Genomic DNA, 13,980 nt, shown 5'->3' with positions numbered 1-13,980 from the left:
CGCTCAGGCGGCAGGCGCCGGCTGCGGGACCGCGGCGGCCCACTCCAGGACGAGCCGCTGGTACTCCTCACGCTGCTCGACGCTCAGTGTCCCGCCCGACCGGCGCCACAGGGCACGGATCTCCTCGTTGACCTCGTCAGCCGATCGCTCGGAAGAGGGTTCAACAGTGGTGGACATGCTGTGAAGCATACGACCCCGAAGGTGAAGGCGATGTGAGTAATCACGAGCCAAAGGGGCATTCCGGACAGTGTTACTGATCACGTCCATCTCCCGGTAAACGTGAGCCTGTTCACGCTTCGGCCGATCCCAGCACGAGCACCTGGATGGCGAGAACGGCCGCGCCACGCGCCCAGTCGTGAAAGTCGGACACTTTCGTCTCCAGGTCGAGCGAGGCCGCCAAGGGGTGCCGGTTGTCGCGGACGGTCTCCTCGACCGTCTTGCCCGCCACGTCCATCAGCCCGACCCCCTCCCCCGCGAGCAGGATCTTCTGCGGCATCACGAAGTTGGAGATCTGGGCGAGGAGCGCACCCAGAGCGCGCGCGGCCTCGTCCACCACCCGGGCGGGCATCGGATCCCCGGCCGCGGCCAGCGCGAGGATCTCCTCGTAGGTGTGGTCGCGGCCGGTGGCGGCCCGGATCTGGTAGCGGATGCTGGGGATGCTCAGCAGCGAGACGGCACTGCCGCGCCGCCCCTCCGGGGTGAGCGGACCGTTCGGGTCGATGATCCAGTGGCGTCCGAAGCCGCGGTCCTCCTCGGCGAAGGGCACCCGCTTGCCGCCCAGGACGAGTCCGTAGCCCACGCCGGCGCCGATGGTGAGGACGACGAAGCGGTCCAGGCCCCGCCCGGCCCCGAACCAGGTCTCCGACTCGACCAGGGCGGCGACGTCGTTCTCGACGACCACGGGAAGCCCGGTGCGCTCCTCGACGAGTTCGGCCAGCGGGACGTCCTGCCACAGCAGGAAAGGGGATTCGCCGACGACGGCCCGGTCCTGGACGAACCCGCCGATCCCGATGCCGATCGCGGCGAGCCGGGGGTGGTCGCGGGCCAGCGCGGCGGTCATCTCACCCAGTACGTCGGCTACTTCGGCGGGGTCATGAGTGGTGAGCGGACGGTCGTGGCGGGCGACGATGTCGCTCCTGAGTGTGGTGACGACGGCGTAGACCATGTCCTCGGTGATCTTGAAGCCGAGGAAGTACCGGGAGTCGGCGACGACGTCCAGCGGAGTCGAGGGGCGACCCTGGCGCGCCTCCGCCGACACCCCCGCCTCGGCCACCTCGACCAGCAGACCCGACTCGATCAGCGGCTTGGTCAGCCGGGTGAGGCTGCCGGCCGACAGGCCCAGCCTGCGGGCGAGCTCGGTGCGCGACAACGGACCGTGGACGAGCACCTCGATCGCCACCGAGCGCTCCCCTGGGCTCAGCGGCAGCCAGCTGGCGATGCCTGCGGTCATGTGCGCGGTCTCCCCTCGCCCTTTTTTTTGCACTGAAACCAACATGACCACCCTAAGACGATGATGGTCGCCGCGAAAAGATGTTTGCACCCCTCTTGACGCAGCAATTGTTTCGCACCAAAAGTAAGTCCCGCCAGAGGACGAGCCGCCGCAGCGAGGGAGTCTCCCGATGACCATCGCCTCCAGCAGCCCTCCATCGCGTCTGCCCGCGGGCGGCGCCGCGGAGGCACTCAGCAAACCCATGACAGGACGGACCGAGACGCGTGAGAACCAGGGGGACGGGCGGCTTGCCGCGATCTTCATCGCGCCGGCGCTGCTCGGCTTCGTGGTCTTCCTGCTCTGGCCGACCCTGCGGGGCATCTACCTGAGCTTCACCCGGTTCAACCTGCTGACGCCGGCGGAGTGGGTGGGCCTGGACAACTACGTCCGCATGGTCAACGACCCCATTTTCTGGGGCTCGCTGTGGGTCACGGTCGAGTACGTCGTCATCAACATCGGTGTGCAGACGGTCTCGGCGCTCGCGATCGCCGTGCTGCTGCAGCGGCTGACCCAGTCGGCCGTGCTGCGCGGGATCGTGCTCACGCCGTACCTGATGTCGAACGTCGTGGCCGGTCTCGTCTGGCTCTGGGTCCTCGACACCCAGCTCGGCATCGGCAACGAGATCATCAGCGCCCTCGGCGCCGACCGCATCCCCTTCCTCGCCGACGAGACCTGGGCGATTCCGACGATCGCGCTCATCAACGTGTGGCGCCACGTCGGCTACACCGCGCTGCTGCTGTTCGCCGGTCTCCAGGCGATCCCGAACGACATGTACGAGGCGGCCAGGGTGGACGGCGCGAGCGAGTGGCGGATGTTCTGGCGGATCACCATGCCGCTGCTGCGGCCGGTGCTGGCGGTCGTGCTGATCATGACGGTGATCGGGTCGTTCCAGGTGTTCGACACCGTGGCCGTGACCACCGCGGGCGGTCCGGCCAACGCCACCAACGTGCTGCAGTACTACATCTACGGCTCGGCCTTCGGGCGCTTCCAGTTCGGCTACGCCTCGGCCATGTCGGTGGCCCTGCTGGTCGTGCTGAGCGCGATCACCGTCCTCCAGTACCGGCTCACCAGGGCCGGCCGGACCGACCTCGGCTGACGGAAGGGAGACACCGCCATGGCTACCGTGACGACCACGACGACCGCACGACCGGTGCGGCGCGGATTCCCCTTCGGACGGGCCGCCGCCTGGACCGTGATGGGACTGATCGTCCTCATCACCCTGCTGCCGTTCTACTGGATCCTGCGCACCGCGCTCTCCACCAACGCGGGACTGAACGCCGACCCGACCAACCCGCTGCCCGTGGACCTCACCACGAGCGGCTTCGAACGTGCCCTGGGCCTGCAGTCGGCCGAGGAGGCCGTCGCACAGGGCGGCGCGGGCGGCGGGCTCGACTTCTGGCGCTATCTGCTCAACTCGGTGCTGGTCTCCACCCTGATCACCGGATGCCAGCTCTTCTTCTCCGCGATGGCCGCGTACGCCTTCTCCCGGCTGCGCTGGCGCGGGCGGGACAAGGTGTTCGGCCTGTTCCTCGCCGGGATGATGGTGCCGGCCATCTTCACACTGCTGCCGAACTTCGTGCTCATCAAACAGCTCCACCTGGTGGACACGCTCCTCGGCATCGCCCTGCCCACCCTGTTCATGACCCCGTTCGCGGTGTTCTTCCTGCGGCAGTTCTTCATGAACATCCCCCGGGAGGTCGAGGAGGCCGCGCTGCTCGACGGCGCCGGGAAGACCAAGATCTTCTTCCGGGTGGTGCTCCCGATGGCGTCGACGCCGATCGTCACGCTGGGCGTGCTGACGTACATCACCTCCTGGAACGACTACTTCTGGCCGCTGATGGTCTCCTACAGCGACAGCTCGCGGGTGCTGACCGTGGCGTTGGCGATCTTCCGGGCGCAGACCCCGGCGACCGGCGTCGACTGGTCCGGGCTCATGGCGGCGACGCTGATCGCCGCGCTGCCGATGCTGGTGCTGTTCGCCTGCTTCGCGCGCCGCATCGTCAGCTCCATCGGCTTCACCGGGATCAAGTAAGGGGACTGTGATGCGAATTCGTACGCTCGTCGCGGCGACCGGAGCGCTGGCGCTGTCCCTGGTCAGCGGATGCGCCCAAGGAGGCGCCGCCGGCTCCTCCGCGAACACGGTCACGTACTGGCTGTGGGACGCCAACCAGCTGCCCGCCTACCAGGCCTGCGCCAAGGGGTTCGAGAAGGAGAACCCCGGGCTGAAGGTCAGGATCACGCAGTTGGGCTGGAGCGACTACTGGACCAAGCTCACCGCCGGGTTCATCGCGGGCACCCAGCCGGACGTGTTCACCGACCACATCCAGTACTTCGGCCAGTTCTCCGATCTGAAGGTCCTCGAACCGCTCGACGACCTCGGCATCAAGGACTCGGACTACCAGCCGGGCCTCGCCGCCAACTGGGTCGGGAAGGACGGCCACCGCTACGGCGCCCCGAAGGACTGGGACACCGTCGCGCTGTTCTACAACTCGAAGATGGCCGAGGAGGCCGGTCTCAGCGCCGAGCAGCTCAACGACCTCTCCTGGAATCCCGAGGACGGCGGCACCTTCGAGAAGGCCATCGCCCGCCTGACCGTCGACCGGAACGGCAAGCGGGGCGACGAGCCGGGCTTCGACAAGAACAACGTCAAGGTGTACGGCCTGGCCACGGGTGGCGGCGGCTTCGGTGACGGCCAGACCCAGTGGAGCAACTTCGCCGCCTCCGCCGGGTGGAACTACCTGGACAAGCCCCGCTGGGGCACGAAGTACCAGTACGACAGCAAGACCTTCCAGTCGGTCATCCAGTGGTACTTCGGACTGGCCGAGAAGGGCTACATGCCGCCCCTGTCCGACTACAACATCCAGTCCAACCAGCAGAACACGCAGATCGCCGCGGGCAAGGCGGCCACCGCGTTCGACGGGGCCTGGATGATCTCCACCTACACGGGCTTCAAGGGCAAGGACATCAAGACCGCCCTGACGCCGGCCGGCCCGACCGGCAAGCGCGCCACCATGATGAACGGCCTCGCCGACTCCGTCACCAAGGCCTCCAAGAACAAGGCGGGCGCCAAGAAGTGGGTGGCGTACCTGGCCTCGGACAAGTGCCAGACCGTCGTCGGCAGGTACGGCGTCGTCTTCCCCGCGACGAAGGCCGGGACCGAGGCCGCCGTCGCCGCCTACCGCAGGAAGAGCATCGACGTCTCGTCCTTCACCGATCCCGTGGCCGACAAGAAGAACTTCCGGACGTTCTCGTATCCGATCGCCAGTTACTCGGCGGACATGACGGCGCTCATGCAGCCGGCGATGGAGGACATCTACGGCAACGGCAAGCCGGTCAGCAGCCTCGACCAGACCAACGAGCAGATCAACCTGATCCTCTCTCAGTGATCCCCCGATTAGTGAAGGGCACGCATTTCATGACGTTCTCGCTCGGCATCGTCGGCGCCGGCCAGTTCTCCGGCCAGTTCGCCACGCTGTTCCAGGCCCACCCCGGCGTCAGCGACGTCCATGTCACCGACCTGCTGCCCGAGAGGGCCGAACAACTCGTCGCCTCCCAGGGGCTGGCGGGCACCTTCCCGTCGTACCAGGCCATGCTGGAGTCGGAGGAGGTCGACGCGGTCGCGATCTTCACACAGCGCTGGACGCACGGGCCGCTGGTGCTCCAGGGTCTCAACGCCGGCAAGCACGTGTACTCCGCGGTCCCGATGGCGATCAGCACGGAGGAGATCGCGGCGATCATCGACGCCGTCAAGGCCACGGGTCTCACGTACATGATGGGCGAGACCAGCGAGTACAACCCGGCCACGGTCCACGCCCGCAACCAGATCGCCGAGGGCGCCTTCGGGCGGCTGTTCTACGCCGAGGGCGACTACGTCCACGACATGGACCTCGGGTTCTACGAGGCGTACCAGTACAGCGGCGGCGACAACTGGAAGGCGACCGCCAGCTATCCCCCGCTGCTGTACCCGACGCACGCGGTCGGCGGGGTGCTGGGCGCCTGGCGGACGCACGCCGTCAGCGTGTCGGCGATCGGTGTCGTCGACGACCGGGGCGACGGGGTCTTCGACAAGGAGGTCAGCCAGTTCGGCAACGACTTCTCCAACGCCACCGCGCTGTTCGAGGTGGCGGGAGGCGGTTCGTTCCGTACCAACGAGTTCCGGCGGGTCGGCTACCCCTCGCACATACGGGAGTCGCGTTTCCGCTTCTTCGGGACCGAGGCGAGTATGGAGCAGCTCGCCACGGTCGCCCTGTGGCAGGACAGGCAGGGTGTGAAGGACATCAGCGAACTGCTGGAGCCCAAGCCCACCATGGCTCCCGACGACCCGTCGCTCCAACACATCGCGCCGGAGCTGCGGGCCGCGTTCACCTCCGGGTCCGCTCCCGTGCACGACCGGGCACGGCTGCCGCGGGAGTTCGACAACCTGCACAACGGCCACGAGGGCAGCCACCACTTCCTGGTGGACGACTTCGTGACCGCCGTCAACACGCGCACCCTGCCGTCGGTGAACGCGTGGGTGGCCGCCCGCTACACCCTGCCGGGCATCATCGCGCACGAGTCCGCGCGGCAGGGTGGGGTGCGGCTGGAGATCCCGGACTTCGGGGACGCGCCCCTGTAAGGCCGGTGCGGGCCGGGTACCTGGGATCAGGTGCCCGGCTTGCGGCCGTACACGAAGACGTCGTCGCCCTTCTTCAGCAGCGACCAGTACTTCTTGGCGTCGGTCTTGGTCATGTTGACGCAACCGCGCGAGCCGGGCGGGTTCCACATGCTGACGCCGGCCTGGTGGAAGGCCTGGCCGCCGTCGAAGAACTGGGCGTAGGGCATCGGCACGTCGTAGATCGACGAGACGTGGTCGATGTTGCGCCAGTAGATCTTCTTCAGGCCGGTGCGGGTCTCGTCGCCGTCGCGGCCCGTGCGGACCGGGACGGGACCGTACACGAGCTTCTCGCCGTCCTGGATCCAGCTCAGCTGGAGGGTCAGGTTCACGCAGGCGATCCGGCCCTTGTTCACCGGGCACTTGCCGTCCTTGTTGGGGTTCTTGCCGACGGCCTTCTGCTTCTGCATCAGGTCCATCACGCCCCAGGTGACAGGTCCGGCGTAGCCGGCGTTCGGGGAGATTCCGTGCTTGGTCTGGAAGGCGCGGATCACCTTGCAGTCCGCGGCGGACTGCTTGCCGTCGACCGGACGGCCCAGGAACTTCTCCACCTGCTTCTGGTACGGGCCGGTCTGGGTGGTGCAGCTCGCGGCCTGCGCCGGCGAGGCGCCGAGCGCGAGGGTGAGCGGTGCCACCAGTCCGGTGATCCCCAGTGCGACGGCGCCCCGTCTGCGTACGTCCCCCATGGCTGTCATGCCCCTTCGCGGAAGTGGTCACATGGTCTGCGATCCCTGCCAGCTAGACGGGCGAGCGCCGGGGTTGGTTGTACGAAGTCGCTGTCTGCGACGAAACGGTGACACTTCCCTCTCAGCGGTAGCCGGCCGTGTCGGCCGGCTTGCCGGCGTCCTGGACCTCGACGAGGTACCGCCAGGCGTCCGGGCGGCTGCCGTCCAGGTCGGTGAAGCCGTACGTCCGGGCGAGGCCGCCGCTGGAGAGGGACTGTCCGTTCCAGCGCGCCACGTCCGGGTCGCCGGCGAGCGCGGCCACGGCCCGGCCGACGTAGCGCGGAGTCTCCGAGATGGCGAAGTGAGGCACCTTGTCGAGGGCGTCGCGCCAGTTCTCCTCGCGTACGCCGAAGGCGTCCAGCATGATCTCCGAGCGCATCCAGCCCGGAGTGAGGGCCACGGCGGTGGCGCCGCGCGGGCCGAGTTCGTGGCCGAGGGAGAAGGCCATGCGCAGGACGGAGGCCTTGGCCAGGTCGTAGAAGAAGCTCACGCGGTAGTTGCCGCCGTTGTAGTCGGCGGTGCCGTCGGTGACCTCGACGACCAGGCCGCCGGGGGTGCGCAGCAGCAGGGGCAGGGCGTGGTGGCTGGTGATGGCGTGCGTCTCCACCGCGAGCCTGAGCAGGCGCAGGCCGTTGTCCAGGTCGTGCTCCCAGAGCGGGGTGTCCCACGCGAAGAGCTTCTCGCCGCCCCAGATGTCGTTGACGAGGACGTCGAGGCGGCCCTGTTCGTCGGCGATGCGGTTCACGAGGGCGCGGACCTGGGCCGGGTCGAGGTGGTCGGTGGGGACCGCGACGCCCCGGCCGCCTGCCTCGGTGACCAGGTCGGCGGTGTCCTCGATGGTCTCGGGCCGGTCGTACTCCGAGCGGCGGGCGCGTGTGGTGCGGCCGGTGACGTAGACCGTGGCGCCGGCCGCGCCGAGTTCGACGGCGATCCCGCGTCCGGCGCCCCGGGTCGCTCCGGCGACCAGTGCGACCTTGCCCTTCAGTGGAGCTGACATGTCCGGCCTCCCGTGCCGTTGGCTGCTTGTCGCCCCAAGGATCACGGGTAAGCCGGACATCTCCTGTCGCCTTTTTCCGGCGACACGCGGTCAGTGGCCCCGGGCGATCCATTCCTCCAGCTGCGGGGCCTCCGCGCCGATGGTCGTGGCGTCCCCGTGGCCGGTGAGGACCTTCGTCTCCGGCGGCAGGGTGAGCAGCCGGTCGCGGATCGAGTCGATGATGGTGGGGAAGTGCGAGAAAGAGCGGCCGGTGGCGCCGGGGCCGCCCTGGAAGAGGGTGTCCCCGGTGAAGACGGTGGCGAGGCCTGGGTCGTACAGACATACCGCGCCGGGCGCGTGCCCGGGGGTGTGCAGGACCCGCAGGGCGGCGCCGCCGGCCTCGATCGTCCGGCCGTCGACCAGCCAGGCGTCGGGCTCCCGGTCCGGGTGGGTCTGCTTCCACAGCGGCAGGTCGTCGTGGTGGAGCCAGACGGGGGCCCCGGTGCGCTCGGCGAGGGCGGGGGCGGCGTCGATGTGGTCGTTGTGGGCGTGGGTGCACACGATGGCCGTCAGCCGGCGGTCCCCGAGGGCCTCGGCGATGGCGTCGGCGTCGTGGGCGGCGTCGATGACGATCGCCTCGTGGTCGTCGCCGACGATCCACACGTTGTTCTCGACGTCCCAGGTGCCGCCGTCGAGGCTGAACTGGCCGGAGGTGACGAGGTGTTCGATGCGGGCGGCCATCACAGCACCACCACCGAGCGCAGGACGTCGCCGTGGTGCATGCGCTCGAACGCCTTCTCCACCTCGTCGAGCTGGATGGTCTCGGTGACGAACGCGCCCAGGTCCAGGCGCCCTTGCAGGTGCAGGTCGATCAGCATGGGGAAGTCACGGGAGGGCAGGCAGTCGCCGTACCAGCTCGACTTGAGGGCTCCGCCGCGGCCGAAGACGTCCAGCAGCGGCAGTTCGAGCTTCATCTCGGGCGTGGGCACACCGACGAGGACGACCGTGCCGGCCAGGTCACGGGCGTAGAAGGCCTGCCGGTAGGTCTCCGGGCGGCCGACGGCCTCGATGACGACGTCGGCGCCGAATCCGCCGGTCAGTTCCCGGATCGCCTCGACCGGGTCGGTCTCGCGCGAGTTGACGGTGTGGGTGGCGCCCATGGTGCGCGCCTTCTCGAGCTTGCGGTCGTCGACGTCGACGGCGATGATCGTCGCGGCCCCGGCCAGGCGCGATCCGGCGATGGCCGCGTCGCCGACACCGCCGCAGCCGATGACGGCGACCGAGTCGCCGCGGCCGACGTCGCCGGTGTTGATCGCGGCGCCGATGCCGGCCATGACGCCGCAGCCGAGCAGCCCGGCCACCTGCGGGGCCACGGCCGGGTCGACCTTGGTGCACTGCCCGGCGGCGACCAGCGTCTTCTCGGCGAAGGCGCCGATACCGAGGGCCGGGGACAGCTCGGTGCCGTCGGTGAGGGTCATCCGCTGCTTCGCGTTGTGGGTGTCGAAGCAGTACCAGGGCCGCCCGCGCAGACAGGCGCGGCACTTGCCGCACACCGCACGCCAGTTGAGGATCACGAAGTCACCGGGCCCGACGTCGGTGACGCCGTCGCCGACCGCCTCGACGACGCCCGCGGCCTCGTGGCCGAGCAGGAAGGGGAAGTCGTCGTTGATGCCGCCCTGCTTGTAGTGCAGGTCCGTGTGGCACACCCCGCAGGCCTGGACGCGCACGACCGCCTCCCCCGGACCGGGGTCGGGCACGACGATGGTCTCGATCCGCACCGTCTCGTCCTTGCCGGGTGCGATCACACCACGTACTTCCTGCGCCATGCTGACTCCTTCGTCCGGCGGGGATCCCGTCCTTTCCGACCCTACGCGCGACTGATCGGCGAGGGATACGGTTCGGGCACCTGCGCCACGTGTCTCACCAGGTCGCGCCGGAGAGAAGCACGGGCGCCGCACCCCGCGGCCCCCGTAGCCTGAGCCTTCCGCCCGACGCCGAAGGAGCCATGTGAGCATCGCAGAGACGGAGACGGCCACACCCCCCTGGCGGCTGCTCCTCGGATACGTACGGCCGCACCGCTGGTCGCTGCTCGCCGGTGCCGTGCTCTCGCTGGTGACCGGGGCGACCGGGCTGCTGCTGCCGCTCGTGGCGCGGGGCCTGATCGACGATCTGTCGCACGACCGGGCCATCACCGGCGCGCTGCTGGCGATGTCGGCGCTGGTGATGGCCAACGCGGCGGTGGGCGCGCTGGGTTCGTTCGTGCTGCAGCGCACCGCCGAGTCGGTGGTGCTCGGCGCGCGGCGCGCCCTGTCGTCGTATCTGCTGCGGCTGCGGATCACGGCCGTGGACCGCAGCGAACCCGGGGACCTGATGGCCCGCATCACGTCGGACACCACCCTGCTGCGCCAGGTCACCACCCAGTCGCTGGTCGGTCTGGGCACGGGCGGCCTCACGCTCGTCGCGACCGTGGTGATGATGGGCCTGGTGGACGCCGTGCTGCTGGGTGTCACCCTGGCCGTCGTCCTGGGCGCGGGCGTGATCCTGGGGGTGATCGTGCCGCGCATCAACAGGGCGAGCCGGCAGGCGCAGGACGCGGTCGGCGCCATGGGGGCCTCTCTGGAGCGGATCCTCGGCGCCCTGCGCACCGTGAAGGCCTCCGGTGCCGAGCACCGGGAGGAGCGCACGCTGCACGAGGCGGCGAAGGAGTCGTGGCGGCAGAGCGTGCGGGCCGCCAAGTGGTCGGCGGCCGCGGGCAACACGGCGGGGCTGGCCATGCAGACCGCCTTCATCACGGTGCTCGCGGTGGGCGGCGCACGGGTGGCGACGGGCGCTGTCGACGTGGGCACGCTGGTCGCGTTCCTGCTGTACGTCTTCTACCTGATGTCGCCGATACAGCAGGTCGTCGGCGCCGTCACGCAGTACCAGACGGGCGCCGCGGCCCTCACCCGCATCCAGGAGGCGCTGCGCCTGCCCGCCGAACCGGTGTCCACGTCGGTCCCCCTCCCCTCCCCCGGCGCGCAGCCCGCCGCCGTCGCTTTCGACGACGTCCGTTTCCGCTACGCCGACGACCTACCGTACGTCCACCACGGTGTGACGTTCGCCGTGCCCGCGCAGGGCATGACGGCGTTCGTGGGTCCGTCCGGAGCGGGCAAGACCACCGTCTTCTCGCTGATCGAGCGGTTCTACGACCCCGACTCCGGCGTGATCACGCTCGACGGGATCGATCTGGCCGACTGGGAGCTGTCCCGGCTGCGGGCCGCGATCGGCTACGTGGAGCAGGACGCGCCGGTCCTGTCGGGTTCCCTGCGGGACAACCTGCTGCTGGGCAACGCGGAGGCGGACGAGGACGCTGTGGCGCGGGTGCTGAAGACGACCCGGCTCGACGGCCTGGTCGCCCGCCTGCCCGGCGGCCTCGACACGCTCGTCGGGCATCGCGGCACCAAGCTGTCGGGCGGGGAACGGCAGCGCGTCGCCATCGCCCGCGCCCTGCTGCGACGGCCACGGCTGCTGCTCCTCGACGAGGCGACCTCGCAGCTGGACGCGGTCAACGAGGCGGCGCTGCGCGACACCGTCGCGGACGTGGCGCGGACGACGACGGTCCTCGTGGTGGCGCACCGGCTGTCCACGGTGACGACGGCCGACCGGATCGTGGTGATGGACGCCGGTCGCGTCCGGGCGGTCGGCACCCACCGGGAACTCGTGACCTCCGACCCGCTCTACGCGGAACTGGCGGCGACCCAGTTCCTGGCCGCGGCGGACTGAACCACGGCGTGAGGACACGGGCGGGACTCGGTACTCCGGCTGCGCTTGCCGTGCCCGCCGGGTGGGAGGAGGCTCGAGGAGTAAGGCTCCTCGCGGCCCGCTGCCGACCGGGTCGCGCTCGTACGGAGGAGGTCATCATGGGAACCGCGGCAGACCCTGCCTTCGACAGAGAGACGCTCCGCCGGGGCCTGGAAGAGCACCCGGAGATCCTGCTGTCGCTCTACGCGGACGACGCGGAGTTCCGCATCGTCGACCACACGACCCAGCCCAGCCACCCCAAGGTCCTGCACGGCCGGGAGGAGATCGGCCGGATGCTGGAGGACGTCTACAGCCGCGACATGACGCACAAGCTGGAGCGGTGCGTCATCCAGGGTGACGCGGCCGCCTACAGCGAGAGCTGCGAGTACGCCGACGGTGTGCGCGTGCTGTCCGAGTCGATGCTCTCCCTGAGCGACGGCAAGATCACCGAACAGACCCTGGTGCAGGCCTGGGACGAGTAGGGGGAGCCGCACGGCCGGCATCGTGGTGCCGGTGCCGGGCGGCGTCGGCCGGATGGCCATCGCCACGCTGCTGGAGCGGACCGTGGAGGGCGCCGCCCGGCGGTCAGGGCTCCCGCTGTGATCAGCGCAGCCAGGCACTGTACGACATGACGTCGCCCTGCTTGACGCCGTACTCGGGTTCAGCGGTGGTGAAGGTGGTCTCCAGGCCGAGGACGGCGCCGGTGACCGGGTCCATGATCAGCATCCGGCGGGCGCCGGGACCGTCGCACACGTACGCCTGACCGTGGCGCCCGAGACGGTCGGTCACCCGGCCCACGGGCCGCAGCCCCTCGGTGCCGGCCAGGAGGCGGGCAAGTGTCGCGCTCTCCCGGGCGCCGAGGGTCCAGTGATCGAGGAGTTCCCGCACGGCGTCGAGCAGTTGGGGCGTGGTGAGCGGGATGTCGGTGTACTGAGCCTCCGTCAGGTAGGCACGCAGGCGGGTTGGGTCGTTCGGCGGCGGGGACTGGGGCGGGGCGTCGCTCCAGCTCGGCGGGTAGGTGTGGTCGCTGATGACGTGCCCGTCGTCGACGAGGCGCGGCTCGCCTCCCTCGTCGGAGAGGACCGGGCGGCCCGGATGCTCCGGGTCGGTGGCCACGACGAGTTCCGTGTGGCTGCCGTCGGCCCGCCAGCGGACGATGCGCTCCTCGGGCACGGTGACGGGGGGTTCGTCCTCCGACATACCCATGCTCCAGGACCGCACATGCGTGCCCTTGCGCAGCCGTGGCGAGCCGTCGGCAGCGGCCTGTGCGGCGCGTTCGGCCAATCGGTCCAGGGGGACAGGGGCGGTTCCGGTCTGCACCACCAGCGGACGGGGTGCGGCGACCGCCGGCGTGGTGTCCGGACCGCTCAGTACGAGGGTCAGCGCCAGGGCCGCGACGACCGCCGTGGCGACGAGCCCCCAGGCGAGGCGGGGCCGGCCGGGGACGGGCGGCGTCCGGCGCGCCGGACGACCGGGGGGTCGCTCCCGCAGCAGTCGCTCGAGCCAGCGTTCGGCGTCGTGGTCGAGCGGGCCGTCGCCGAAGTGGGGACCGTCGGGCGGCACCGGGTTGGCGCTGCGCAGCAGTTCGAGTTCGTCAGCCATGGCCGACCCCTTTCACGCGGTGAGTGTCCGCCACGGTCGCGGGACGCACGCGGTCGATCTCGGTCCTGAGGCGGCGTCGGGCCCGGTGCAGCCGCATGGCCGCGGCCCGCCTGCCGCAGCCGAGAGCGACGGCGACCTCGTCCACGCCGAGTTCCTCCCAGACCGTCAGACGCAGCACCTCCTGGTCGGCAGGGGAGAGCCGGGCGAGGGCCTCGTGCACCCAGGCGCCGGGGGTCTCGGCCTCGGGGCCCGCCGTGATGTGCCGTCCGTGCGCGGTGTGGTCGTTGCCGAGCCGGTCGACGAGCCGGCGGCGGCGCCCGTGGCCGCGCACCGCGTTGGCCAGGCAGTTGCGTGCCACGCCGTACAGCCAGGGCAGCGGGGAGGACGGCAGGTCGGCCCGGCGCCGCCAGGCCACCGTGAACACCTCCGCCACCACTTCCTCCACGTCGCCGGCCCGCCCGTCCAGTCGCCGTGCGACATAGCGGCTGACCGCCCAGTAGTGCTCGCGGTAGGCAGCGGCGAAGATCTCGTCGTTGCTCATGTCCCGTTCGTGTCCGGCACCTTCTCGATCGTCACATCCGGTTTCGTGACGCTCGTCGCATCGGTGCAGTGTGACGTCCGGGCGGGGCGCGGACACAGGCGGGGCATGAGGCACCTGAAGTGGCTGACGACCACGGACCACAAGACGATCGGCACGCTGTACCTGGTGACGTCGTTCGCGTTCTTCGTCATCGGTGGCGTGATGGCGCTGTTCATG

14 protein-coding genes are annotated in these 13,980 nt (G+C 70.0%); 6 read left to right on the top strand and 8 right to left on the bottom strand.

The features are described from left to right. Positions 1-3: 3 nt before the first annotated feature. Entirely contained in the window at positions 4-189 is a 186-nt protein-coding gene (locus IE97_RS0124705; RefSeq protein WP_030244603.1) for a hypothetical protein, read from the bottom strand. Positions 190-289: 100 nt separating this feature from the next. Beyond that, the gene (locus IE97_RS0124700) at positions 290-1,450 is read right to left on the bottom strand and encodes an ROK family transcriptional regulator (protein WP_030244601.1); all 1,161 of its coding nucleotides are present in this window, start codon (positions 1,448-1,450) and stop codon (positions 290-292) included. 169 nt (positions 1,451-1,619) lie between these two features. Between IE97_RS0124700 and IE97_RS0124695 the strand changes: the two genes are divergently transcribed. Genes IE97_RS0124695 through IE97_RS0124680 form a run of 4 tightly spaced genes read left to right on the top strand, consistent with a single transcriptional unit; the run spans position 1,620 to position 6,104 of the window. Then, positions 1,620-2,585: a carbohydrate ABC transporter permease gene (locus tag IE97_RS0124695; RefSeq protein ID WP_030244599.1), complete on the top strand. Its 966-nt coding sequence runs from the start codon at positions 1,620-1,622 to the stop codon at positions 2,583-2,585. 18 nt (positions 2,586-2,603) lie between these two features. Next, entirely contained in the window at positions 2,604-3,521 is a 918-nt protein-coding gene (locus IE97_RS0124690) for a carbohydrate ABC transporter permease (RefSeq protein WP_030244596.1), read from the top strand. 10 nt (positions 3,522-3,531) lie between these two features. Continuing rightward, the gene (locus tag IE97_RS0124685) at positions 3,532-4,875 is read left to right on the top strand and encodes an ABC transporter substrate-binding protein (protein WP_030244593.1); all 1,344 of its coding nucleotides are present in this window, start codon (positions 3,532-3,534) and stop codon (positions 4,873-4,875) included. A gap of 29 nt (positions 4,876-4,904) precedes the next feature. Further along, positions 4,905-6,104, top strand: coding sequence for a Gfo/Idh/MocA family protein (locus IE97_RS0124680; protein WP_030244590.1), 1,200 nt, complete (start codon positions 4,905-4,907; stop codon positions 6,102-6,104). Between the two features lie 26 nt (positions 6,105-6,130). Here IE97_RS0124680 and IE97_RS0124675 read toward each other — a convergent pair whose 3' ends face one another. The 4 genes from IE97_RS0124675 to IE97_RS0124660 form a co-directional block, all read right to left on the bottom strand. Then, positions 6,131-6,826, bottom strand: a complete 696-nt coding sequence (locus IE97_RS0124675; RefSeq protein WP_030244588.1) for a L,D-transpeptidase family protein — start codon at positions 6,824-6,826, stop codon at positions 6,131-6,133. Positions 6,827-6,947: 121 nt separating this feature from the next. Continuing rightward, the gene (locus tag IE97_RS0124670; RefSeq protein WP_030244585.1) at positions 6,948-7,862 is read right to left on the bottom strand and encodes an SDR family oxidoreductase; all 915 of its coding nucleotides are present in this window, start codon (positions 7,860-7,862) and stop codon (positions 6,948-6,950) included. A gap of 90 nt (positions 7,863-7,952) precedes the next feature. Then, positions 7,953-8,582 (bottom strand): MBL fold metallo-hydrolase, encoded by a 630-nt coding sequence (locus IE97_RS0124665; RefSeq protein ID WP_030244583.1) that lies wholly within the window; start codon positions 8,580-8,582, stop codon positions 7,953-7,955. Further along, positions 8,582-9,667 (bottom strand): S-(hydroxymethyl)mycothiol dehydrogenase, encoded by a 1,086-nt coding sequence (locus IE97_RS0124660; RefSeq protein ID WP_030244580.1) that lies wholly within the window; start codon positions 9,665-9,667, stop codon positions 8,582-8,584. The genes IE97_RS0124665 and IE97_RS0124660 overlap by 1 nt, the downstream gene beginning before the upstream one ends. A 181-nt stretch (positions 9,668-9,848) precedes the next feature. On the opposite strand from IE97_RS0124660, the gene IE97_RS0124655 reads away from it, so the two are divergent. Both IE97_RS0124655 and IE97_RS0124650 read left to right on the top strand, forming a co-directional pair. After that, complete coding sequence (locus IE97_RS0124655) at positions 9,849-11,603, top strand: ABC transporter ATP-binding protein (protein ID WP_030244577.1); 1,755 nt, start codon at positions 9,849-9,851, stop codon at positions 11,601-11,603. Between the two features lie 137 nt (positions 11,604-11,740). Beyond that, positions 11,741-12,103, top strand: a complete 363-nt coding sequence (locus IE97_RS0124650) for a nuclear transport factor 2 family protein (protein ID WP_030244575.1) — start codon at positions 11,741-11,743, stop codon at positions 12,101-12,103. A gap of 121 nt (positions 12,104-12,224) precedes the next feature. On the opposite strand, the gene IE97_RS0124640 is transcribed toward IE97_RS0124650, so the two are convergent. After that, positions 12,225-13,223 carry a CU044_5270 family protein gene (locus IE97_RS0124640; protein ID WP_030244572.1) on the bottom strand — a complete coding sequence of 333 codons (999 nt, stop codon included), beginning with the start codon at positions 13,221-13,223 and terminating at the stop codon, positions 12,225-12,227. Next, positions 13,216-13,764, bottom strand: a complete 549-nt coding sequence (locus tag IE97_RS0124635; RefSeq protein ID WP_030244570.1) for an RNA polymerase sigma factor — start codon at positions 13,762-13,764, stop codon at positions 13,216-13,218. Before IE97_RS0124635 ends, IE97_RS0124640 begins: the two co-directional genes overlap by 8 nt. Positions 13,765-13,980: the final 216 nt, after the last annotated feature.

It is taken from the genome of Streptomyces sp. NRRL S-455, from assembly GCF_000717875.1.
In the GTDB taxonomy this organism is placed as follows: domain Bacteria; phylum Actinomycetota; class Actinomycetes; order Streptomycetales; family Streptomycetaceae; genus Streptomyces.
Note: the sequence above shows the minus strand (reverse complement) of the source record. Positions and strands in the feature narration are given on the sequence as shown.

What these genes read in the sequence shown, in the direction of transcription:
- IE97_RS0124705 (WP_030244603.1), bottom strand. Translation starts at nt 189, where the DNA reads ATGCTTCACAGCATGTCCACCACTGTTGAACCCTCTTCCGAGCGATCG.
- IE97_RS0124700 (WP_030244601.1), bottom strand. Translation starts at nt 1,450, where the DNA reads ATGACCGCAGGCATCGCCAGCTGGCTGCCGCTGAGCCCAGGGGAGCGC.
- IE97_RS0124695 (WP_030244599.1), top strand. Translation starts at nt 1,620, where the DNA reads ATGACCATCGCCTCCAGCAGCCCTCCATCGCGTCTGCCCGCGGGCGGC.
- IE97_RS0124690 (WP_030244596.1), top strand. Translation starts at nt 2,604, where the DNA reads ATGGCTACCGTGACGACCACGACGACCGCACGACCGGTGCGGCGCGGA.
- IE97_RS0124685 (WP_030244593.1), top strand. Translation starts at nt 3,532, where the DNA reads ATGCGAATTCGTACGCTCGTCGCGGCGACCGGAGCGCTGGCGCTGTCC.
- IE97_RS0124680 (WP_030244590.1), top strand. Translation starts at nt 4,905, where the DNA reads ATGACGTTCTCGCTCGGCATCGTCGGCGCCGGCCAGTTCTCCGGCCAG.
- IE97_RS0124675 (WP_030244588.1), bottom strand. Translation starts at nt 6,826, where the DNA reads ATGGGGGACGTACGCAGACGGGGCGCCGTCGCACTGGGGATCACCGGA.
- IE97_RS0124670 (WP_030244585.1), bottom strand. Translation starts at nt 7,862, where the DNA reads ATGTCAGCTCCACTGAAGGGCAAGGTCGCACTGGTCGCCGGAGCGACC.
- IE97_RS0124665 (WP_030244583.1), bottom strand. Translation starts at nt 8,582, where the DNA reads ATGGCCGCCCGCATCGAACACCTCGTCACCTCCGGCCAGTTCAGCCTC.
- IE97_RS0124660 (WP_030244580.1), bottom strand. Translation starts at nt 9,667, where the DNA reads ATGGCGCAGGAAGTACGTGGTGTGATCGCACCCGGCAAGGACGAGACG.
- IE97_RS0124650 (WP_030244575.1), top strand. Translation starts at nt 11,741, where the DNA reads ATGGGAACCGCGGCAGACCCTGCCTTCGACAGAGAGACGCTCCGCCGG.
- IE97_RS0124640 (WP_030244572.1), bottom strand. Translation starts at nt 13,223, where the DNA reads ATGGCTGACGAACTCGAACTGCTGCGCAGCGCCAACCCGGTGCCGCCC.
- IE97_RS0124635 (WP_030244570.1), bottom strand. Translation starts at nt 13,764, where the DNA reads ATGAGCAACGACGAGATCTTCGCCGCTGCCTACCGCGAGCACTACTGG.